The sequence below is a fragment of the Pseudomonas sp. PDM09 genome (genome assembly GCF_014852305.1).
Lineage (GTDB): Bacteria > Pseudomonadota > Gammaproteobacteria > Pseudomonadales > Pseudomonadaceae > Aquipseudomonas.
Map to the genome: position 1 here is coordinate 21,661 of NZ_JACVBI010000011.1, position 20,419 is coordinate 42,079.

Genomic DNA, 20,419 nt, shown 5'->3' on the forward strand with positions numbered 1-20,419 from the left:
TTCGGGTCTACAATCGAAAACTCTGCGAACAATCATTTACGTGATGTCTTTTACGAGACGTCTTTTACGAAAGGAGTTCAGCAATGAAGATCCTGATAAAAGAAGTGGCAACATCCTGCTGGCAGGTCCGACTGGATCAACACGCTGTGACGTTCCGCAGTGAGGCCGAAGCCCTGGCTTTCACTAAAACGCTTGAAGCGCGCTTGCACGCGCCCCATCAGATTCCCGACCGTCAGCATCGCGCTGCTGGCTGAGTCCGTCCTCAGACCTGGGCTTGCGTCAGCGCCCGGGCAGTTTGCAAACGTCGGGTGAGCGTCGCCGCGCTCACCACCAGAATCCCGCACAGGCTGATGACCATGGCCATCGGCATGGCGCTGCCATCATGCAAAACCCCCACCAATGCTGCGGCCCCGGCGGCAACGCTGAACTGCAGGCAACCGAGCATCGCCGAGGCACTGCCCGCCCGCGCGCCCTGACCGTTCATGGCGCAGGCCGAGGCGTTGGGCACAATACAACCCAGGCTGGCGATGCAGAGGAAAAGCGGAATCAGCAACGGCCACAACTGCGCCGTGTGCAACGCACTCACCGCCAATAGGGCCAGACCACCCGCCAGATAGAGCCAGACGGTACGCGCCAATAAAAAGGCTGGACCACGCTTGGCCAGCATCCGGGCATTGACCTGGGCCACCAGAATGAAACCCGCCGCGTTAATGCCAAACAGCCAGCCAAAATGCTCGGCCGGCACGCCATAGAGTTTGATGAAGACGAACGGTGAACCGGCGATGTAGGCAAACATCCCGGCGATGGCGACACCGCCGGTCAGGGCATGGCCGAGGAAGATCGGGTCCGCCAGTAACCGCCCATACTGACGCAGCGCGCCCGACAACGGTTGGCGCGGCACATGGGCCGGCAGACTTTCCGGCAGCCCGAGGGCCACTGCCAACCCTGCCAGCGCACTGAAACCGGTCAGCACCAGAAAGATCGATTGCCAGCCCGTCGTATTGACCAGCAACCCGCCCAGCATCGGCGCAAGAATCGGCGCCAGGCCCATCACCAGCATCAACTGCGAAAAGACCTTCGCCGACCCCACCGCATCGCATTTATCGCTGACCACCGCCCGCGAAATCACCATGCCCGCGCACCCGCCCAGCGCCTGGACGAAACGTGCGCCAATCAGCCACTCCAGCGTCGGCGCATAGGCACAGACCAATGAAGCGACGGTGAACAAGCCGACACCTGTCAGCAAGGGAATCCGTCGTCCAAAGCGATCCGCCACCGGGCCGTACGCCAGTTGGCCGATGGACAGGCCAAGGAAATAGGCCGCAAGGGTTAGTTGAACGTGTTTTTCGTCGGTGCCGAAAGCGAACGCCATCGCCGGGAACGCCGGCAGATAGAAATCGATCGCCAGCGGACCGAAAGCGCTCAAGGCGCCGAGAATCAGGATTGCGCGCAAGTTCATCAGGCGTCCAGGTTAGGCATGCGGGTTGGCCATGGATCGGCAGGCCGACAGTCTAGCCTTGCGTGGACGCCTTGAACATTCCGTTAGGTCGCTAACTATTAAAAAACTCAGGCCAGTTTGACGCCATAACCCTCTTCGCTGATCGCGGCGATCACCTGATCGGCCGTCAGCGCACTTTCAACGCCGACTTCTTTTGCCGCCAGATCAATGCGCACGCTGGCCGCGGGATCCTTGGCTTGCAGCGCCTGAGTGATGGCCTTGACGCAGTGACCGCAGGACATGCCTTCAACATTGAACACTTGCATGGGACAACTCCTTTAATGAGGGTTGAGGTCAGTCTCGAGCTTGCCACCATGGCAAGGTCAAGTTCTCAAGCAAGCTGCCGGGCTGGCAATCGGCGTCGTGCTCGGCCAAGCTGCGTCCATCTATGACTCGACATCAGGAGATTCAGCCATGCGCTGGTCAGCTCTCAGCCTGTTTGGCTTCCTCAGCCTATTTGCCGCGACACCTTCGGTTCAAGCCGCCGGGGAGGACTACGGCGTGCTGATCATTTCCCGCGAGCGCCTGGAGGTTTCGACTTCCTGCGAGATCGGCGTGTACATCCAGGATCAGCTATCGGCGCGACTGTTCCAGGAACAGAGCACCTCGTTCAACCTGCCGCCGGGCAATGTGTCCCTGCGCCTCAAACTGCTGCCGGGCCAGGTGCCGGGTTGCAACCCGGGCATGCTCGCGCCGGGTTCGCAGGACATCACGCTCAAAGCCGGGGATGTGTTGAAGTTCCGGATTGCAATGACGCAGGAAGGGATGTACCTCAAGCCTGCCGCCCTCGAGTATTGAGTCGTCTGTAAAAAGATCGCAGCCTTCGGCAGCTCCTACATTGACCGCGTGTTAACCCGATCCCGTAGGAGCTGCCGAAGGCTGCGATCTTTTGATCTGAAACATGGCGCTTGACCTTGCCCGCATGGCAAGGTTGATCCTGTAGGTAATTTCTACAGGGAGCGTGACCGATGTCCGAATCCACCACTTTCGATCTGCCGATTGCCGGCATGACCTGCGCCAGTTGCGCCGGACGTGTCGAGCGTGCCTTGAGCAAAGTCATCGGCGCCACGGCCGTCAGCGTCAATCTGGCCACCGAACAGGCTCGGGTTCAAGCGCCCAGTGACAGCCTGCCTGCCTTGATGGACGCGGTGCAGCAGGCCGGTTACAGCGTGCCACAGCAGACCCTGGAATTGAGCATCGACGGCATGACTTGCGCGTCCTGCGTCGGCCGCGTCGAACGGGCGCTGGCCAAAGTGCCGGGGGTCAAAAGTGTCAGCGTTAACCTGGCCAACGAACGTGCGCACCTAGAACTGCTCGGCCAGGTCGATCCGCAAACCCTGATCGACGCCGTGACCAAGGCCGGTTACTCCGCCAGCGTCTGGGAAGTCGAACACCCGCAAGCCGACATTCAACAGCAACGCCTGCATCGCGAACGCTGGGCCTTGCTGGCGGCCATCGCCCTCGCTTTGCCGCTGGTGCTGCCGATGGTGCTGCAACCTTTCGGTGTGCACTGGATGCTCCCGGCATGGGTGCAGTTTGCGTTGGCCACGCCGGTGCAGTTCATCTTCGGCGCGCGCTTCTATGTCGCTGCGTGGAAAGCCGTGCGCGCAGGTGCCGGCAACATGGATTTGCTGGTAGCCCTGGGCACCAGCGCCGGCTATGGCCTAAGCGTTTACGAGTGGGCCACCGCTGCCGGTCGCATGCCGCACCTGTATTTCGAAGCCTCGGCGGTGGTGATCGCTCTGGTGCTGTTGGGCAAATACCTGGAAAGCCGCGCCAAGCGCCAGACCGCCAGCGCCATCCGCGCCCTTGAAGCCTTGCGTCCGGAGCGGGCCATTCAGGTGATCGATGGCCGCGAGCAGGACGTTGCGATCAGCGCTTTGCGCCTCAACGATCTGGTGATGGTCAAACCCGGCGAACGCTTCCCGGTGGATGGCATCGTTGTGGAAGGCCAGAGTCACGCCGACGAAGCATTGATCAGCGGCGAGAGCCTGCCGGTGCCAAAACAACCAGGTGACAAGGTCACCGGCGGCGCCATCAATGGCGAAGGTCGGTTGCTGGTTCGGACCTTGGCGCTCGGCGCAGAAACCGTGCTGGCGCGGATCATCCGCCTGGTCGAAGACGCGCAGGCGGCGAAAGCACCGATCCAGAAACTGGTGGATAAAGTCAGCCAGGTGTTCGTGCCTGTGGTTCTGCTGATCGCCCTGGCGACCCTGCTCGGTTGGTGGCTGTACGGCGCGCCTCTGGAAACCGCGTTGATCAACGCCGTCGCAGTGTTGGTGATCGCCTGCCCTTGCGCACTCGGGCTGGCCACGCCAACGGCAATCATGGCCGGTACCGGTGTGGCGGCGCGCTACGGGATTTTGATCAAGGACGCCGAAGCGTTGGAGCGCGCTCATGAAGTCAGCGCCGTGGTGTTCGACAAGACCGGCACGCTGACGTCAGGTACGCCGCGCATCGCGCACCTGAGTGCCCTCGAAGGTGACGAAGCCGCCTTGCTGCAAATGGCTGGTGCGCTGCAACGCGGCAGTGAACACCCGCTGGCCAAGGCGATGCTGGATGCCTGCACCGAGCGCGGCCTGACCGTGGCGGATGTCAGCGACAGTCAATCGCTGACCGGACGCGGCATTGCCGGCAGTCTCGATGGTCGGCGACTGGCTTTGGGCAATCGGCGCCTGCTGGAAGAAAGTGGCCTGAGCGCCGGGCCATTGGCTGACTCCGCAACCACTTGGGAAACCGAAGGCCGGACCCTGTCCTGGCTGATCGAACAAAGCCCTGAACCGCGAGTGCTCGGCCTGTTCGCCTTCGGGGACACGCTCAAACCCGGCGCCTTGCAAGCGGTGCAACAACTGAGCGCACGAAACATCAGCAGCCACCTGCTGACCGGCGATAACCGCGGCAGCGCCAAGGTGGTCGCCGAGGCGCTGGGCATCAGCGATGTCCACGCCGAAGTATTGCCGGCGGACAAAGCCGCCACCGTCGCCGCACTGAAAAAAACCGGTGTGGTGGCAATGGTCGGCGACGGCATCAACGATGCACCGGCCCTTGCCGCGGCAGACATCGGCATCGCCATGGGTGGCGGCACCGACGTCGCCATGCACGCTGCCGGGATCACCCTGATGCGCGGCGATCCACGGCTGGTGCCGGCGGCGCTGGAGATCAGCCGCAAGACCTACGCGAAGATTCGCCAAAACCTGTTCTGGGCCTTCGTCTATAACCTGATCGGCCTGCCACTGGCGGCGTTCGGCTTTCTCAACCCGGTGCTGGCCGGCGCCGCCATGGCGCTGTCGAGCGTCAGCGTGGTGAGCAATGCGTTACTGTTGAAAACCTGGAAACCCAAAGACCTGGAGGATCACCGATGAACATTGGCCAAGCGGCCCGCCAGAGCGGTCTGAGCGCGAAGATGATTCGTTACTACGAATCCATCGGCCTGCTCAAGGCGGCCCATCGCACCGACAGTGGCTATCGGGTTTATGGCGACGACGATCTGCACACCCTGGCGTTCATCAAGCGCTCTCGGGATCTGGGGTTTTCGCTGGAAGAGGTCGGCAAACTGCTGACCCTCTGGCAGGACCGTCAGCGAGCCAGCGCTGATGTGAAGGCGCTGGCCCGTCAACACATCGACGAGCTGAACCAGAAGATTCGCGAACTCGGCCAACTGCGCGACACCCTGCAAGACCTGGTAGAACATTGCCACGGCGACCACCGTCCGGACTGCCCGATCCTCAAGGAGCTGGCGTCAGGCTGCTGCGCCGAACCCGCCCATTCCTGAGCGCCAACCCCTTCGCCACCAGCAACGTGGTGAGGGGAATGCCATGGAACAACAACACCACCGCGCCGGGCGTCCACCAGGAATAGAACGGCGCGGCGATCAACATGCCAACGCCGAACCCGGTCATTTGCAGCAGCGTCAAAAAGCTGAAAATCGGCAGGCGCAGGTTGTCCGGTTCACGTTGCAGACGCGACATCAGGCCGACTTCCGAGAACCCGTCGCCCAAGCCTGCGGGCAACGAAAACAGCAGCAAGCCATAAAGGGTTTGCTGTTGGAACATCAGGATGAAGCCGCAGGACATCAGCAACACGCCGAAGAAAAATCGCCGTTCAAGGTGCGCGTTGTCCGTACCTTTCAGGCGACTGGCGATCCGCGCTCCGATGAGTTTTCCGATGGCCCAGACCGCCAGCATCAGGCCCAGGGTGGTGCTGGGCGACTCGGGTGTCAGCAGTTTTGAAATGATCGGGAGGCCGACGTTGTGCGCGGCGCTGCCCAAAGTGTCGGCCATGGCAACGGCCAGCATCGCCGTCAGCACCGGCGCCGTACGCAAGCCCTGACGCAGGGCTGACCATTCGCCTTGTTGGTGAAGGGGTTCATCACTGGGTGCTGGTCTGGAAAACCGCAGCGGCACAATCAACAACGCCGCCAACAGGTAAGTGGCCACGTTCAGGGCAAACACCGTTTCAAAGCCAAACCCCGCCACCAACAATCCCGCCACCAGACTCCCACCGACCATCGCCGCAGACGATGCAGAGGTTATCCAGGCGTTGGTCGTGAGCAGTTGCGCCTTATCGATCATGTGCGGCAATTGGCTGTTGAGGCCGATGGCGAACATCGAATTGCCGAACCCCAGGCCGAACGCGATCAGCGGTAACAGCAGCGTTTGTTGGGTGACCGGTAGCACCAACAGCAGGCCCAGCAAACCGGCGCGCAGCAGGTCGAAGGCAATCAGCGGCAGACGCCCGGCCCAGCAGCGATAGAACCGGGTGCCGATCAAACTGGCAAAAATCCCCCCGGCGACACGGCTGGCGAGGAAGATGCCGACGCTCATCGCGCTGTTGCTGAGCAGATAGACGTAGGTGGCCAGGGCAACCATGTTGAGGAAAGCGCCGAAGTCCGAAATCAGCCGGGCGGCGATGATCAGTCGGGCATTGCAGGTGGAGTTCACATTCAGTCCTTGAGTGTGGGGGTTTGAAGATACCTGCATGTGGGCAGGGTGTGAGCACTGTTTCACTTACACCAAAAATCTACTGTGGGAGCGGGCTTGCTCGCGAAAGCGGTATGTCAGTCAACGGTGATGTCGGCTGACATACCGCCTTCGCGAGCAAGCCCGCTCCCACATTGGATCTTCGTCAAGTTTTGGTATTCGGTGATCCTATGAACAAAAACCCGGCCGAAGCCGGGTTATGGGTCAACCGATCACTGCATCCAGGGTGGAGGAGGTTCTTCGGCTTTGCTCGGTGGCGCGTCGTCCGCAGCGCGGATCGCTTGCTTACGCTCTTCATCAAGACGGGCCGCCTCGATCTCGCGCATGATCCCGCCGACGTCTGCCAGTTCTTCCGGCTCGTCGAACTCGCCGGTCAACACACTGGCCGGGTGCAAAGTGCCCGCTTCGTACAATGCCCACATTTCCTTGGCGTACTTGGTGCGTTTCAACTCCGGTGCAAAACGACCGAAGTACGACGCCATGTTGCCCACGTCCCGCTCCAGCATGTTGAACGCGTGGTTGTTGCCCGCCGCATCCACCGCTTGCGGCAGGTCGATGATGACCGGGCCGGTCGGCGTCAGCAGCACGTTGAACTCGGACAGGTCACCATGCACCAGACCGGTACACAGCATCAGCACGATCTGCGAAATCAGAAACGCGTGATATTCGCGCGCCTGGTCCGGCTCCAGCACCACATCGTTCAGACGCGGCGCGGCATCGCCGTACTCGTCGGCCACCAGCTCCATCAGCAGCACGCCTTCGAGGAAGTCATACGGCTTGGGGACTCGCACACCGGCACCGGCCAGGCGGAACAACGCCGCCACTTCGGCATTCTGCCAGGCGTCTTCGGTTTCTTTCTTGCCGAACTTGGAGCCCTTGGCCATCGCTCGAGCCTGCCGGCTGTTGCGCACCTTACGGCCTTCCTGATACTCGGCCGCCTGACGAAAACTGCGTTTATTCGCCTCCTTGTAGACCTTGGCACAACGCAGCTCGTTGCCGCAGCGCACCACATAAACAGCTGCTTCTTTACCACTCATGAGTGGGCGCAGCACCTCGTCGACCAGACCGTCCTCGATCAGGGGTTCAATGCGTTTTGGAGTCTTCATCAGCTTTTATTGTGGGTCCTTTATTACCAAACACGCGAAAGTCATTCGTTATACGGCAATCCACTCATTCGCGGGAGGGGTTGCCGACCTATGAACGTTCCCATGAACATCAAGAAGCACACAATGTGCCGGATTAATCAGACACAACTCATCGACCGCTCAGGATCATAGCTGAGCCTGCGCCACTTGTTGACGAAGGGCTACAAGGGCATTTGCGACAGAATCTGACACGTAGATCCCTACCCTTCGCCGGATTTTTCTCAACAGGCCTCAATTTCCACGTTCCTCAGCCGAAGTCATGAGAGAGAAAAGGAATTGTCCGACAATCGCCCCGACAATGATAACGAGGGCGCACTCAAGGATCGGGGTATCGAACGTTTTCGGCTGCCAATAATCCGCGAGTCATCTGCACTGCGTGGGCCTACAAGAAAAAACTGGAGCGCGGATGAACATCAAACAGAAGTTGACCTGGGCGTTTGCAATCATCGCCTGCTTGCCCGTGGTGCTGGTCGCCACCCTCGTGGTGCTGAACTTGCGCAGCGATGCCAAGGATAATTTTGTCGACGGCAGCGGCCGCGAGATTCGTCAGGTCAGCAATGCCATGCAGTTGTTTTTTGACGGCATCAGCCAGAACGTCGATTACCTGGCCACCCAACCGCTGATCAAGAACTCCGACGACAGCCTCAAGACCTACATGAGCGCCAACGCCGAAAGTATTCCCCAAGGCGAGTCGGACAAAAAGGTTTTTGCCCTCCTTCAGGACCTGGGCAACAGCCACCCGGCCTACGCCTATGCCATCCTCGGTACGGCGGCGGGCGGTTACGTGTCCTGGCCGGACGATGCGAAGCTGAGCAATTACGATCCGCGCCAGCGCCCTTGGTACAAAGCCGCGCAGGCCAAACCCGGCAAACCATTTCGCACCGAGGCCTATTACTGGGCTCAGGATGACGCGACTTACGTCAGCACCGTGCGCACCATCGACAACAAACTGGGCACCAACGGCGGCGTGGTCAGCATTGATGTGACGCTCAAGCAGCTCACTGAAATCGTCAAACAGATCAAACTCGGAGAAACCGGCTACCTGATGCTGGTGGAAAACACCGGCACGGTACTGGTCGATCCGAAGCAACCAGCAAACAACTTCAAAGCCCTGACCAGTCTCGGCGACGGTTACGCGCAACTGGCCAAGGCCGGCAAAGGCCTGGTAGAAGTCGAGCTCAATGGCGAGCGTTACATGGCCAACGTCTGGCCGTCGGAACAACTGGGCTGGACCTTTATCGGCCTGATCAAGCAGACCGACGTAATGAGCTCGGCCACTCAACTGACCTGGCTGATCGCGATCATCGCGGCGGTACTGGCGGTGTTCTTCGCCATCGTCGGCGCCAGTTTCGCCAGCTTGATCGTGCGGCCGATCCGCAGCGTGGCCAGCGGTCTGGAAGGCATCGCCCAGGGTGAAGGCGACCTGACCAAGAACCTGCAAATCCGTGGCAGCGACGAAACGGCTCAATTGGCCAACTGGTTCAACCAGTTTCTGGCGGCGATTCGCAACCTGATTCAAAGCATCGGCGGCGCCGCGACCAAGATCCTCGCCACCTCCCAAAGTTCGACGCAGGTGTCCAGCGACATGGCCGAAGCCGCCGGGCGCCAGCGTGAAGCGGTGGACATGGTGTCCACGGCATTCCACGAAATGGTCGCCACCGCCAACGAAGTCGCACGCTCCTGCAGCCAGGCCGCCGAGTCGGCCGACAGCGGCCAGCGCCAGGCGCGCGAAGGTCAGCAGCAGATCGATGCCGCAGTGAGCAGTGTTGATCGCTTGAGCCAGGAAATCGAACAGTCGGCGCAATCGATGCAACAGCTTGAGCGCGATAGCAACGACATTCAGTCGATCCTCGGGACCATTCGTTCCATCGCTGAACAGACCAACCTGCTAGCCCTGAACGCGGCCATCGAAGCGGCCCGGGCCGGTGAACAGGGTCGTGGTTTTGCGGTGGTGGCGGATGAAGTTCGCGCCCTGGCCAAACGGACTGCCGACTCCACGGCGGAAATCGACGGCCTGCTGGGCAACCTGGCCAAGCGTACCAGCCAGGTGACGCAGCAGATGCATGCCAGCCTGGAAGTGTCGCAGCAATCGGTGACGCGTATCGGCGAGGCGCGCAGCAGCTTCGGGCAGATTCGTGAATCGGTGGATGTGATTCGCGACATGAACACTCAAATCGCCACGGCGGCGGAGCAACAGCACCAAGTGGCGGAAGACATCAATCGCCACATCAGCCAGATTCATGGCGATGCGCAGTTGGTGGCAGAACTGGCGAACTCGGCGCGCCTGGATTCGCAGAGTCTGGCGGGGTTGTCGAATGAGCTGGATGGGTTGGTTCGGCGGTTCAGAACCTGATCCAGAATCCCGGTGGCCGCTTCGCGGCCAATCGCGAGCAGGCTCGCTCCCACAAGGACAGCGCAAAACCCTGTGGGAGCGTGCCTGCTCGCGATGAGGCCGTCACTGTCTAAACAACTCCCCCGGGGTAAACCCGAACAACCCCTTGAACGCCGCAATAAACGCCGACGTCGAGTCATACCCGCAAGACAGCGCGGCATTGGTCACGCTGTTCCCCTCCTCCAGCAAACTCAGCGACGACAGCAGCCGCATGCGCTGGCGCCAACCGCGGAAGCTCAAGCCGGTTTCACGCTGGAACAAGCGCATCAGGGTTTTTTCCGACGTACCCAAACGCTCGGCCCATTCCTGCAAGGTCGCATTGCGCTCAGGGCTGTCGATCAGCTCGTTGCATAAACCCAGCAAACGTTCATGCCGGGGCAGCGGCAGGGAAAACCCCACCTCCGGCAGACTCGCCAACTGATCCAGCAGCACGCCCACCAATCGCGCTTCCTGGCTGTCGCCCTGTGGATATTCCACGGGAAGCAGGCAAAAGCGCTTGATCAGCTCCCGCGCCAATGGCGTGACTTCCAGCACTCGGCAACGCCCCTCCGCCCATTCGCAGTCCTCGCGGCGCACGTAAAGGCTGCGCATCTCGGCACGCATCGACGTCACGACCTGATGCTCGAGATCCGCCGGAATCCAGATCCCCCACTGCGGCGGCGCAAAGAAGCTGCCCTCGGCGGTATGCACACCGAGAACGCCGCTGATGGCGTAGGAAAACTGCACCCAATCGTGACGATGCGGCGACGTCCATGAACCGGCGTTCAGACTTTCCGCCCGCGCATACAACGGACGCGGCAACGCCGTCAGTGCCGGGATGGTCCGCTCGAGGGAAAGTTGTCCGTTAGTCGGCATTGATTGGCCTTATGTCGCAAGACGGCTGATGGAGCCGACGTTAGGCTAAGTCATCAATTCTTACAAACGTATTCGGTGCCCATCATGCATGCCTTCAAACACCTCAAACGCGTGGTCACCGACTGGTTCTTGTGCGGCATGCTGCTCGCCACGCTGCTGGCGTATGTCTTCCCGACCTTCGGCGCCACCGGCGGCGGGATGCACGCGGAGTATGTGATTAACATCGGCGTGTTTCTGGTGTTCTTCCTCCATGGGATCAACCTCTCCAGCGAGCAGATCCGCCACGGGCTGAAGAACTGGAAGCTGCACATGATGGTTCAGGCCTTCACCTTTGCGGTGTTTCCGTTGATTTGGCTGCTGAGCGACAAACTGCTGGGCTCGCACCTTCCATCGCTGCTGATGCTTGGCTTCCTCTACCTCTGCGCCCTGCCCTCGACCATTTCCTCGTCCGTGGCGCTCACCGGCAGCGCGGGCGGCAACGTACCGGCAGCGATTCTCAACGCGAGCCTGTCCAGCGTGCTGGGGATTTTTCTGACACCGTTGCTGCTGAGTTTCGTGGTCGGCAGCGGCGCTGGCGGTATCGACCTCGGTGCAACCCTGCTCGACTTGTGCGCCATGCTGCTATTGCCGCTGGTGCTCGGGCAATTGCTGCGGCCGTTACTGGGCAAGTTTTTCGCTCGGCACAAGCGCTACACCAACATCGCCGACAAACTGGTGATTCTGCTGCTGGTGTACTCGGCGTTCTGCAACTCGATGGTGTCGGGGATGTGGCAGCAACAGGGCAACAGCGTGATTCTGACTGCACTGATGGGCAGTGCGATTTTGCTGGCAATCATCCTGTGGATGACCACCCGCACCGCTCGGGTGCTGAAGTTCAGCCCTGCCGATGAGATTGCCGCGGTGTTCTGCGCCAGCAAGAAATCCCTGGCGGCCGGCGCACCGATGGCGGCGCTGATCTTCGGCGCCAACCCCGGCCTTGGCTTGATCCTGCTGCCGATCATGATCTATCACCCGTTGCAGCTGATCGTCTGCTCGGTGATGGCAGAGGGTTACGCCAACCGCAACCGGGAAATGGCCGCGCAGCAACGCGCGGCAGTGCTCACCCCCCAGTAATCAGCAATCAGCAATCAGCGCTCGATAATCGCCGTCACGCCCTGACCGCCCGCTGCGCAGATCGAAATCAACCCTCGGCCCTTGCCCGCCGCGTCCAGCAACTTCGCGAGGTTGGCGACGATGCGCGCACCGGTGGCGGCAAACGGATGCCCGGCGGCCAGTGAGCTGCCCTTGACGTTGAGGCGGCTGCGGTCGATGGAGCCCAACGGTGCGTCGAGGCCGAGGCGGGTTTTGCAGAACTCCGGATCTTCCCAGGCCTTGAGTGTGCAGAGCACTTGCGCGGCAAACGCTTCATGGATTTCGTAGTAATCGAAGTCCTGCAAGGTCAGGCCATTGCGCGCCAGTAACCGCGGCACGGCATAAGCCGGCGCCATCAGCAGGCCTTCGGCACCGTTGACGAAATCCACCGCCGCCGCTTCGCCGTCACGCCAATAAGCGAGGATCGGCAAGCCGCGCTCTTTCGCCCATTCTTCACTGCCCAGCAACACCACCGACGCGCCATCGGTGAGTGGCGTGGAGTTGCCCGCGGTCAGGGTGCCCTTGGCGCTTTTCTCGAAGGCCGGTTTCAGTGAGGCGAGTTTTTCCAGGGTCAGGTCCGGGCGCAGGTTGTTGTCCCGGGTCAGGCCGAGGAACGGTGTCATCAAATCGTTATGCCAGCCTTCGGCGTAGGACGCGGCCAGTTTCTGATGGCTTTGCTGGGTCAGCTGATCCTGCTCGTCACGCGGGATGCTCCAGGTTTGGGCCATCATTTCACAGTGTTCGCCCATCGACCGGCCGGTGCGCGGCTCGCCGATGCTTGGAAAGTCGGGCATCAAGTGGCGGGGACGCAGTTGCAGGAAGGTTTTCAGTTTGTCGGCGGTGCTTCGGGCGCGGTTGGCCTGCAAGAGGATCTTGCGCAGGCTTTCGTTGACCCCGATCGGCACGTCCGAGGCGGTGTCGACGCCGCCGGCAATGCCACATTCGATCTGACCCAGGGCGATTTTGTTCGCCACCAACAACGTCGCCTCCAGCCCCGTGCCGCAGGCTTGCTGGATGTCATAGGCCGGCGTCATCGGCGACAACCGCGAGCCGAGCACGCATTCGCGGGTCAGGCCGTAATCACGCAAATACTTGAGCAGCGCTCCAGCCGCCACTTCACCCATGCGCACACCGTGCAGGTTATAGCGCTCGATCAAGCCTTCCAGCGCTGCGGTGAACATCGCCTGGTTACTGGCAGTGGCGTATGGCCCGTTGGACCGGGCAAAGGGGATACGGTTACCACCGATAATCGCGACGCGACGCAGCTGAGTCATGAAAAAGCTCTCCTTCCTGATATTCAATTGTGAACACATACCCCTGTGGGAGCGGGCTTGCCCGCGAAGGGGCCGGCTCATTCAACATCTCTGCTGACTGACACACCGCTATCGCGGGCAAGCCCGCTCCCACAGGTCTGCGCTCCCCGAAAGTCCCATTACAAACTAACCTGCAATGATCAAGCGTAGGCCGTATCTCGTGGGTCGAACGACTAATTGCCATTCCTGGTCCACACTTTTAACCCCAGCTGCTGGAGCGTGATCCATGTCTGACCGCTATATCGACTTCGCCAATTCGTCCATCGGCCATCGTGTGGTCGGTGCCCTGGGTCTGCCGTCGCCGGTACGACTGGAACGCTGGCAAGCAGGCCGGCTGCGGCCTATCGAGGGGGCGCTGTTGATTGGCGGTGGCCCGCTGGCGGAAAAAGTCAGCACCCTCGCCAACCGCCTGACCGACACGATCTACAGCTACGGCACCGATCCGACCCTGGCCACCGCGTGGATTCCCGGCCACGGCCAGAAACTCAAAGCCGTGGTGTACGACGCCAGTGACCTGGTGCAGGTCGATCAGTTGAAACAGCTGCGCGAGTTCTTCCAGCCGCTGATGAAAAACCTCGACCACCATGCGCATGTGGTGATCCTTGGCCGGGCGCCGGAGACCTTGAGCGACCCGTTCGCCGCCAGTGCCCAACGCGCCCTTGAAGGTTTCAGCCGTTCGCTGGCCAAGGAACTGCGCAGCGGCGGCACGTTGCAGCTGATCTATGTCGGCGAAGGTGCCGAAGATCAACTGGAAGGCCCACTGCGGTTTTTCCTCTCGCCCAAAAGCGCGTTCATTTCCGGGCAAGTCATTCGCCTGAAAGCGTGTGAGGTGCAGGTGATGGACTGGAGTCGCCCCTTGTCGGGACGCAAGGCACTGGTGACGGGCGCGGCGCGCGGCATCGGCGCCTCGATCGCCGAAACCCTGGCCCGCGACGGCGCCGAGGTAATCCTGCTCGACGTGCCACCAGCCAAGAACGATCTAGAGGCCCTGGCCGCACGCCTCGGCGGGCGCGGCATCACCCTGGACATTTGCGCCGAAGACGCCGCAGCACAATTGATTGAACACTTGCCCGACGGCATCGACATCGTGGTCCACAACGCAGGCATTACGCGGGACAAAACCCTGGCCAACATGACCCCGGAATTCTGGGACGCGGTGCTGGCGGTCAACCTCAACGCGCCGCAAGTACTGACCAAGGCGTTACTCGACAGTGGCACCTTGCGCGACAACGGCCGAGTGATTCTGCTGGCGTCCATCAGCGGCATCGCCGGCAATCGCGGGCAAACCAACTATGCCGCGAGCAAGGCCGGATTGATCGGCCTGGCCCAGGCCTGGGCGCCGCTGCTGAGTGAGCGCGGCATCAGCATCAACGCAGTGGCGCCAGGGTTCATCGAAACCCAGATGACTGCGCACCTGCCCTTCGGCCTGCGCGAAGCCGGGCGGCGCATGAGTTCGCTGGGCCAGGGCGGCCTGCCGCAAGACGTCGCCGAAGCCGTGGCCTGGCTGGCACAACCGGGCACCGGAGCGTTTACCGGGCAGGCGTTGCGCGTCTGCGGGCAAAGCGTTTTGGGAGCCTGACCATGACCACCCACTGGCAAACACTCGATAGCGAACCGGGCCTGCAAACGCTGTATGTGAAGGCGGCAACGCGCCGCAAAATCACCGGCACCACGCTGCCTGACCTGGGTTATCACTGCTGGGTCAATGTCGATCCGAAACGCCTGGAGGCTTATAGCAAGGTCTGTGGTTTCGCCGACAACGGGCTGCTACCACCGACGTATCCACACATCCTGGCGTTTGCCTTGCAGATGCAATTGCTTACCGCCAAAGCGTTTCCTTTCCCGCTGCTGGGGCTGATTCACTTGAGCAATCGCATCCGCGTCTTGCGCCCCATGGGCGGCGTACACCGGGTGCGGGTCAGCGTGAACGTGCAGAACCTGCAACCTCATGCCAAGGGGGCGACGTTCGATTTGGTGACGACACTCGACGATCAGTTGGGCGTGCTGTGGGAGGCGGAAAGCCAGATGCTCTGTCGCGGCGTCAAACTGGAAGGCGAGCCGGTCGAGGAAGCGTTGGCATCGACGCTGTCGCTGACCGAAGTGGCCCACTGGAAAGCACCCACGGACATTGGCCGCCGATACGCCAAGGTGTCCGGGGACTACAACCCGATCCACCTGAGTGCGATCAGCGCGAAACTCTTCGGTTTCCCTAGCGCCATCGCCCATGGCCTGTGGAACAAGGCGCGTACGCTGGCAGCCCTGACCGATCATTTGCCGATGGCCAACGTCGAGATTGCGGTGCAGTTCAGGAAACCGGTGCGCCTTCCCAGTGAAGTGACGCTGATGTCCTGCGCGGCGGGGTCCAGCGGGGATTTTCAGTTGATGGGTGCGGGGGAGATTGAACATATGGTGGGGCAGTGGCGGCCTGTTGCCTGATGGTTCGGTCTGATCGTTCCCACGCTCTGCGTGGGAATGCAGCCGGGACGCTCCGCGTCCCAAGAGCCGAACGCAGAGCGTCCGTAGAGGCGTTGCCACGCAGAGCGTGGGAACGATCAAATCTTTTGATCTTGGGTGAAGATCAGGAACTGACCAAATCCCGAGGCTGGGGAAACAAATTATTCAACGTTTCCAACAACCGCACGTGATAAATCGGCTTGCGAAACAAATCCAGCACCTGCAACCGCAACATATCACTCACATCATCCATATCCGCATGCCCCGACGTCACGATCACCGGTAAATGCTGGCGAGCCGTATGCTCACGCAACCGCTTGATCAACGACATGCCACTCTCCTCCGGCATCCGCAAATCAGTAATCACCAGCGCGATATCAGGATGACAAGTCAAATGATGAAGGGCGAGTTTGACCGACGTTGCCGTAAAACAAGTAAAGCCCTCGCCCTCCAGCAACTCGGCCAGTTCCAGTAACGCATCCTCCTCATCGTCGACCAGAAGAAGCTGTTGGCGAAGGAGCGCTGGAGCGTTCATGGGTAACACCTGCAATGGACTAAGCCTTGACGTTAGAAGCCCTTTGCGGGATTGGCAAATGACTGCCTATTGCCAGCCTTAAAATCAAAGCGCGGCTGAAATGGTGGTGAACATGGCGGTGACACTCGTGGCGATGGGTGTCGCAAATGCTGCCAGCGCAACGGCCACCATACCCGCAATAATCGCGTACTCGATACCCGAAGCACCTTCAGTGTCTTTGGCCAGACCTCTGTAAAAAACGAATTCGGATTTGATCTTCTGAACAACTTTAATAATGGACATGACGTGTCTCCTATGACAGCGGATGTTGCACGGCCGCAACATGATTCCCCTATGCCAGCATCAGCATTGTCGGCAAACCCAAGACCAACAACTGTAAAAACCTATTAATACTTAAGTAGTAACCGGTTCACTGACGTCATAAAACAGTGCTTTTGGCTTCAGCCCGTTACTTTTGTCAGATATTTACTGCTCTGTAATGGCTTTTTGCTCTACCTGCGCTACCGTCAAATAGCGAAATAGTTCGATGTTCATAGCTGCCTGATTGCGAAGTCATCTCGTTAGAACTCTTGGGGGGCGTTACGCAGCAGGAAAGGGAGAGCCTTCATGAACAGTCGCGTCACCATGGGCCTGGCCGGGCTGTTTCTGGTAGGCGCCATCATTGCCGGTTATTGGGGGCTAGCGTTGAGTCGCCAACCGGCACCCGAATCCGTTGCGCAACCCGGCACATCATCGACCCCAATACTGGCGTCGGCGGACGACCCGACCCGCCAGCCAGTGGTTGTGTTGCTGCGTGACATAGCACCGTACGAACAAATCACCGCCGCCGACGTGACCCTGGAAAAACTCCGTACCGCTCCGGCCGGCAGCCTGTCCCATCTCGATCAAGCCATTGGCCGTATGCCTTGGCGCACGCTGACTGCCGGCAGTTGGCTCAATGATGAAAGTTTCGAAACCGGCGGGGCGCTGGCGCGAATGATCCGCCCTGATGAGCGCGCCCTCGCTGTGGCAGCGGATGACGTGATCAATGTCGGCGGTCAACTGAGCCCCGGCGACTATGTCGACGTCCTGCTGTTTTTGCGCATGGACACCAACAACCTCCAGCAATCGGCCCAGGTCGTGGTCCCGGCGTTGCGGGTGCTGGGTGTCGGCGACCAGTTGGGACTGATGAACGATGGGCAGCCTGCCAACCCGGCGCGCAGCAACGAAGAAAGACTCAAGCAGGAACAGCAGCGCGCCAGCGCCCGCACCGTTTTGCTCGCCGTCCCCGAAGCCCTATTGAGTCGCCTGATGCTCGCGGCTCAGGTCGGGGTTTTGCGCCTGGCCGTGCGCAGCGCCGATGAAAAACGCCTGAACCAATACTGGGCCGGCAACCGCGATTCAAAGGCGAGCCTGGCCAGTGCCAATCGCGAACTGGTGCAGTTCAGTCAACTGGCCCTGGCCGGCACACCAAAACCCATAAGCGGCGGCGCAGCACCGCGCAAGACGAGTGTGGAGGTCATCCGCGGCAATGAAGTCACCCAACAAACGCCCTGAAACCAGCGAGGACGCTTCTCCATGCGCAGACGCTTCACGCGGTACTTCCTCGACAACGGCCACTTCGATAAACGCGGCGGATTATCGCTATGAGCCAACCCCAGAACCTGAGTCAGACGTTCCTCGCGATCACGCGCAACAGCACCGACTTCGAGTGGCTGCAAGGTGCGCTTGCCCCTTTGGGCCGGGTGATCAGCGCCGGTGGCGGCAACCTCGATGAACTCTTGACGCTGGTGGACGTGACCTTCGCCAACCTGGTGTTCGTGGGTCTGGACCGGGAGCATGTGGTGGCCCAGAGCGCGTTGATCGAGGGTGCTCTGGAAGCCAAACCGATGCTGGCAATCGTTGCCTTGGGCGACGGCATGGACAACCAACTCGTGCTCAATGCCATGCGCGCCGGTGCGCGGGATTTCGTCTCTTACGGCTCGCGTTCCAGTGAAGTTGCCGGGCTGGTGCGACGCCTGAGCAAACGCCTGCCGACCGTGACGCCGAATATGCAACAGAGTCAACAGGGTGGCCTGACCGTGCTTTACGGTGCGCAGAGCAATGCCGACGGCGCATTGCTCGCCAACCACCTGGCGCACGTGGTGCAAAAGAGCGGTCAGCAGACGCTGTTGCTGGATCTGGGCCTGCCGCGCGGCGACAGCCTTGCGTTGCTGGGGCTGGAGAGCTCGTTTCATTTTGGCGATGCGTTGCGCCATCTGCGGCGCCTGGACGCGACGCTGATCGACAGTGCCTTCACCACGTGTGACGCCGGGCTGCGGATTCTCGCCTACGCCAGCAACGACGAACCACTGGAACAGACCAGTGCCGCCGAGCTGTACATGCTGCTCAGCGCCTTGCGTCAGCATTTCCAGCACATCGTGGTGAACCTCACGGGCCAGTCGGACAGCGAAGCGTTGCGCACCTTCGTCAGCCATTGCGACAAGTTGCTGTGGTACACCGATCAGAATGTGCTCGACTGCCGACGCAACCTTGAGGTGCTCGGCCGCTGGCGCGAAAAAGGCCTCAAGCTCGACCACGCCAGGTTGCTGGTGGACCGCTATCTGCGCAACGTCGCGCCAGACTCCGATACCTTGAGCAAAAGCTTCGGCATGGAGGTTATGGCGGTCCTTGCCTACAGCCCGGAAGTACGGCTCAACGCCAAGAATCAGGGGGTGAGCCTGTTCGAGCTGGCCCCGCGCGAAAACCTGACCCAAAGCCTGCGCGCACTCGGTGAACGCCTGGCCAAACGCTCCGAAGACCTGGACAAACCCAAGGCTGGCTGGTTCGACCGATTGAGGGGCGCGCCATGAGCGGGGAAAAACTTTTCGGTGCGCCCTCCCACGGGCCGGCCGGCAATACCGACCACGAAGGCCTGAAACTGGTGCTGCACCGCTACATCATCGACGCCATCGAAGAGTCCGGAAAAAACCTGCTGGAAGGTTCGCGGCCAATGCTGTCGCAGTTCGTCATCGACAAAGTTGCCGAGTACATCGCCCGTCTGCACCTGGCGATTTCCCGTTACGAGATGGAGCGACTGGCTGAGGAAATCGTCGACGAGCTCACCGGTTTCGGTCCGCTGGAGGTGTTGCTGCGTGATTCGACGGTGACCGAAATTCTGGTCAACGGCCCGCACCGGGTGTTCGTCGAACGCGAGGGTGTGTTGCACCTGAGTGACCTGCGATTCATCGACGACCACCACGTCGAGCGGGTGATGCAACGGATTCTCGCGCCCCTGGGCCGACGGCTCGACGAGTCTTCACCGATGGTCGATGCGCGCTTGCCAGATGGCAGCCGGGTCAATGCGATCATCCCGCCCATTGCCCTCGATGGCCCGTGCCTGTCGATTCGAAAATTCCGCAAGGACATGCTCAAAAGCTCCGACCTGATGGCGATGCAAACCATCGATCAGGCGATCTTTGAATTTATTCAGGAGGCCGTGGGCAAGCGCTGCAACATCCTTGTCAGCGGCGGTACCGGCACCGGCAAGACCACGTTGCTGAATATTCTCAGCCAGTTGATCGCGCCTCACGAACGCCTGGTCACCATTGAAGACGTCGCCGAACTGCAACTCGGTCATCCTCACGTGGTACGCCTGGAAACCCGACCGCCGAATGCCGAAGGCCACGGCGAAGTGAAGGCCAGCGATCTGATTCGCAACGCACTGCGGATGCGCCCGGACCGGATCATCCTCGGCGAGATTCGCGGCGTCGAAGTGGTCGACGTGCTCACGGCGATGAACACCGGGCACGACGGCTCCATGAGCACCGTGCACGCCAACAATGCCCAGGATGCGCTATTGCGCCTGGAGACCCTGGTGGGCCTGACCGGACGCACCATCGCTGAGCGCACACTGCGGCAAATGATCTGTGCGGCGCTGGACGTGGTGATCCAACTGACGCGCCTGCCCGATGGCCGCCGCTGCGTCAGTGAAGTGGTGGAGGTCGTGGGTATTCGTGATGACATCTATGTGACCAATACGCTGTTCCGCTTCGACCGACGCACCGGTTTCGGTTTTCTGCGCGAGGCGGTCAACCCCGCCGGCGAAAAGCTGCGTCGCGAGTCGGCGCTCTCTCCCTTGTCGCACTAAAGGATCACT

At 60.8% G+C, this 20,419-nt stretch carries 19 protein-coding genes and 1 pseudogene; 12 read left to right on the plus strand and 8 right to left on the minus strand.

What is annotated here, in order from left to right; translation table 11 throughout:
- Positions 1–83 precede the first annotated feature (83 nt).
- Positions 84–254, plus strand: coding sequence for a hypothetical protein (locus IB250_RS23855; RefSeq protein ID WP_185022254.1), 171 nt, complete (start codon positions 84–86; stop codon positions 252–254).
- 8 nt (positions 255–262) lie between these two features.
- Here the strand turns inward: IB250_RS23855 and IB250_RS23860 are convergent, their stop codons facing one another.
- A complete protein-coding gene (locus IB250_RS23860) occupies positions 263–1,459 on the minus strand; it encodes a multidrug effflux MFS transporter (RefSeq protein WP_192345813.1) in 1,197 nt (398 codons plus the stop codon).
- A 107-nt stretch (positions 1,460–1,566) separates the two neighbouring features.
- Entirely contained in the window at positions 1,567–1,764 is a 198-nt protein-coding gene (locus IB250_RS23865; protein ID WP_008069687.1) for a heavy-metal-associated domain-containing protein, read from the minus strand.
- Between the two features lie 148 nt (positions 1,765–1,912).
- Here IB250_RS23865 and IB250_RS23870 point away from each other — a divergent pair, with 148 nt between their 5' ends.
- The 3 genes from IB250_RS23870 to cueR all read left to right on the plus strand — a co-directional run bounded on the left by IB250_RS23870 (position 1,913) and on the right by cueR (position 5,270).
- A complete protein-coding gene (locus IB250_RS23870; RefSeq protein WP_192345814.1) occupies positions 1,913–2,296 on the plus strand; it encodes a hypothetical protein in 384 nt (127 codons plus the stop codon).
- Positions 2,297–2,466: 170 nt separating this feature from the next.
- Entirely contained in the window at positions 2,467–4,860 is a 2,394-nt protein-coding gene (locus tag IB250_RS23875) for a heavy metal translocating P-type ATPase (protein ID WP_192345815.1), read from the plus strand.
- Complete coding sequence (cueR, locus tag IB250_RS23880; RefSeq protein ID WP_007907120.1) at positions 4,857–5,270, plus strand: Cu(I)-responsive transcriptional regulator; 414 nt, start codon at positions 4,857–4,859, stop codon at positions 5,268–5,270. The genes IB250_RS23875 and cueR overlap by 4 nt, the downstream gene beginning before the upstream one ends.
- Here cueR and IB250_RS23885 read toward each other — a convergent pair.
- Positions 5,224–6,438, minus strand: a complete 1,215-nt coding sequence (locus IB250_RS23885; RefSeq protein ID WP_192345816.1) for an MFS transporter — start codon at positions 6,436–6,438, stop codon at positions 5,224–5,226. The two genes, cueR and IB250_RS23885, sit on opposite strands and share 47 nt — an antisense overlap.
- A gap of 251 nt (positions 6,439–6,689) precedes the next feature.
- Positions 6,690–7,583 (minus strand): PA4780 family RIO1-like protein kinase, encoded by an 894-nt coding sequence (locus IB250_RS23890; protein WP_007907116.1) that lies wholly within the window; start codon positions 7,581–7,583, stop codon positions 6,690–6,692.
- 445 nt (positions 7,584–8,028) lie between these two features.
- On the opposite strand from IB250_RS23890, the pseudogene IB250_RS29100 reads away from it, so the two are divergent.
- Both IB250_RS29100 and IB250_RS29105 read left to right on the plus strand, forming a co-directional pair.
- A pseudogene (locus IB250_RS29100) lies at positions 8,029–9,117 on the plus strand (cache domain-containing protein); the annotation flags it as partial.
- A 129-nt stretch (positions 9,118–9,246) separates the two neighbouring features.
- The gene (locus IB250_RS29105; RefSeq protein WP_371917492.1) at positions 9,247–9,975 is read left to right on the plus strand and encodes a methyl-accepting chemotaxis protein; all 729 of its coding nucleotides are present in this window, start codon (positions 9,247–9,249) and stop codon (positions 9,973–9,975) included.
- Positions 9,976–10,077: 102 nt separating this feature from the next.
- Here the strand turns inward: IB250_RS29105 and IB250_RS23900 are convergent, their stop codons facing one another.
- On the minus strand, positions 10,078–10,869 hold the full coding sequence (locus tag IB250_RS23900) for an AraC family transcriptional regulator (RefSeq protein ID WP_192345818.1): 792 nt from the start codon (positions 10,867–10,869) through the stop codon (positions 10,078–10,080).
- Between the two features lie 84 nt (positions 10,870–10,953).
- Here IB250_RS23900 and IB250_RS23905 point away from each other — a divergent pair, with 84 nt between their 5' ends.
- Positions 10,954–11,982 (plus strand): bile acid:sodium symporter family protein, encoded by a 1,029-nt coding sequence (locus IB250_RS23905; RefSeq protein ID WP_192345819.1) that lies wholly within the window; start codon positions 10,954–10,956, stop codon positions 11,980–11,982.
- Positions 11,983–11,996: 14 nt separating this feature from the next.
- Here IB250_RS23905 and IB250_RS23910 read toward each other — a convergent pair whose 3' ends face one another.
- Entirely contained in the window at positions 11,997–13,274 is a 1,278-nt protein-coding gene (locus IB250_RS23910; protein WP_008069695.1) for an acetyl-CoA C-acetyltransferase, read from the minus strand.
- 265 nt (positions 13,275–13,539) lie between these two features.
- Here IB250_RS23910 and IB250_RS23915 point away from each other — a divergent pair, with 265 nt between their 5' ends.
- The gene (locus IB250_RS23915) at positions 13,540–14,892 is read left to right on the plus strand and encodes a 3-oxoacyl-ACP reductase (RefSeq protein WP_192345820.1); all 1,353 of its coding nucleotides are present in this window, start codon (positions 13,540–13,542) and stop codon (positions 14,890–14,892) included.
- 2 nt (positions 14,893–14,894) lie between these two features.
- Complete coding sequence (locus tag IB250_RS23920) at positions 14,895–15,749, plus strand: MaoC family dehydratase (RefSeq protein ID WP_192345821.1); 855 nt, start codon at positions 14,895–14,897, stop codon at positions 15,747–15,749.
- Positions 15,750–15,891: 142 nt separating this feature from the next.
- Here the strand turns inward: IB250_RS23920 and IB250_RS23925 are convergent, their stop codons facing one another.
- Both IB250_RS23925 and IB250_RS23930 read right to left on the minus strand, forming a co-directional pair.
- Positions 15,892–16,302 (minus strand): response regulator, encoded by a 411-nt coding sequence (locus IB250_RS23925; protein WP_192345822.1) that lies wholly within the window; start codon positions 16,300–16,302, stop codon positions 15,892–15,894.
- An 84-nt stretch (positions 16,303–16,386) separates the two neighbouring features.
- The gene (locus tag IB250_RS23930) at positions 16,387–16,584 is read right to left on the minus strand and encodes a Flp family type IVb pilin (protein ID WP_192345823.1); all 198 of its coding nucleotides are present in this window, start codon (positions 16,582–16,584) and stop codon (positions 16,387–16,389) included.
- 324 nt (positions 16,585–16,908) lie between these two features.
- Here IB250_RS23930 and cpaB point away from each other — a divergent pair, with 324 nt between their 5' ends.
- The 3 genes from cpaB to IB250_RS23945 all read left to right on the plus strand — a co-directional run bounded on the left by cpaB (position 16,909) and on the right by IB250_RS23945 (position 20,410).
- A complete protein-coding gene (gene cpaB, locus IB250_RS23935; RefSeq protein WP_192345824.1) occupies positions 16,909–17,838 on the plus strand; it encodes a Flp pilus assembly protein CpaB in 930 nt (309 codons plus the stop codon).
- An 89-nt stretch (positions 17,839–17,927) separates the two neighbouring features.
- Positions 17,928–19,133, plus strand: coding sequence for an AAA family ATPase (locus IB250_RS23940; RefSeq protein ID WP_123500938.1), 1,206 nt, complete (start codon positions 17,928–17,930; stop codon positions 19,131–19,133).
- Complete coding sequence (locus tag IB250_RS23945) at positions 19,130–20,410, plus strand: CpaF family protein (protein ID WP_192345825.1); 1,281 nt, start codon at positions 19,130–19,132, stop codon at positions 20,408–20,410. Before IB250_RS23940 ends, IB250_RS23945 begins: the two co-directional genes overlap by 4 nt.
- Positions 20,411–20,419 lie beyond the last annotated feature (9 nt).

What these genes read in the sequence shown, in the direction of transcription:
- IB250_RS23860 (WP_192345813.1), bottom strand. Translation starts at nt 1,459, where the DNA reads ATGAACTTGCGCGCAATCCTGATTCTCGGCGCCTTGAGCGCTTTCGGT.
- cpaB (WP_192345824.1), top strand. Translation starts at nt 16,909, where the DNA reads ATGAACAGTCGCGTCACCATGGGCCTGGCCGGGCTGTTTCTGGTAGGC.
- cueR (WP_007907120.1), top strand. Translation starts at nt 4,857, where the DNA reads ATGAACATTGGCCAAGCGGCCCGCCAGAGCGGTCTGAGCGCGAAGATG.
- IB250_RS23900 (WP_192345818.1), bottom strand. Translation starts at nt 10,869, where the DNA reads ATGCCGACTAACGGACAACTTTCCCTCGAGCGGACCATCCCGGCACTG.
- IB250_RS23905 (WP_192345819.1), top strand. Translation starts at nt 10,954, where the DNA reads ATGCATGCCTTCAAACACCTCAAACGCGTGGTCACCGACTGGTTCTTG.
- IB250_RS23865 (WP_008069687.1), bottom strand. Translation starts at nt 1,764, where the DNA reads ATGCAAGTGTTCAATGTTGAAGGCATGTCCTGCGGTCACTGCGTCAAG.
- IB250_RS23925 (WP_192345822.1), bottom strand. Translation starts at nt 16,302, where the DNA reads ATGAACGCTCCAGCGCTCCTTCGCCAACAGCTTCTTCTGGTCGACGAT.
- IB250_RS29105 (WP_371917492.1), top strand. Translation starts at nt 9,247, where the DNA reads ATGGTGTCCACGGCATTCCACGAAATGGTCGCCACCGCCAACGAAGTC.
- IB250_RS23920 (WP_192345821.1), top strand. Translation starts at nt 14,895, where the DNA reads ATGACCACCCACTGGCAAACACTCGATAGCGAACCGGGCCTGCAAACG.
- IB250_RS23915 (WP_192345820.1), top strand. Translation starts at nt 13,540, where the DNA reads ATGTCTGACCGCTATATCGACTTCGCCAATTCGTCCATCGGCCATCGT.
- IB250_RS23930 (WP_192345823.1), bottom strand. Translation starts at nt 16,584, where the DNA reads ATGTCCATTATTAAAGTTGTTCAGAAGATCAAATCCGAATTCGTTTTT.
- IB250_RS23940 (WP_123500938.1), top strand. Translation starts at nt 17,928, where the DNA reads ATGAGCCAACCCCAGAACCTGAGTCAGACGTTCCTCGCGATCACGCGC.
- IB250_RS23890 (WP_007907116.1), bottom strand. Translation starts at nt 7,583, where the DNA reads ATGAAGACTCCAAAACGCATTGAACCCCTGATCGAGGACGGTCTGGTC.
- IB250_RS23875 (WP_192345815.1), top strand. Translation starts at nt 2,467, where the DNA reads ATGTCCGAATCCACCACTTTCGATCTGCCGATTGCCGGCATGACCTGC.
- IB250_RS23855 (WP_185022254.1), top strand. Translation starts at nt 84, where the DNA reads ATGAAGATCCTGATAAAAGAAGTGGCAACATCCTGCTGGCAGGTCCGA.
- IB250_RS23910 (WP_008069695.1), bottom strand. Translation starts at nt 13,274, where the DNA reads ATGACTCAGCTGCGTCGCGTCGCGATTATCGGTGGTAACCGTATCCCC.
- IB250_RS23870 (WP_192345814.1), top strand. Translation starts at nt 1,913, where the DNA reads ATGCGCTGGTCAGCTCTCAGCCTGTTTGGCTTCCTCAGCCTATTTGCC.
- IB250_RS23945 (WP_192345825.1), top strand. Translation starts at nt 19,130, where the DNA reads ATGAGCGGGGAAAAACTTTTCGGTGCGCCCTCCCACGGGCCGGCCGGC.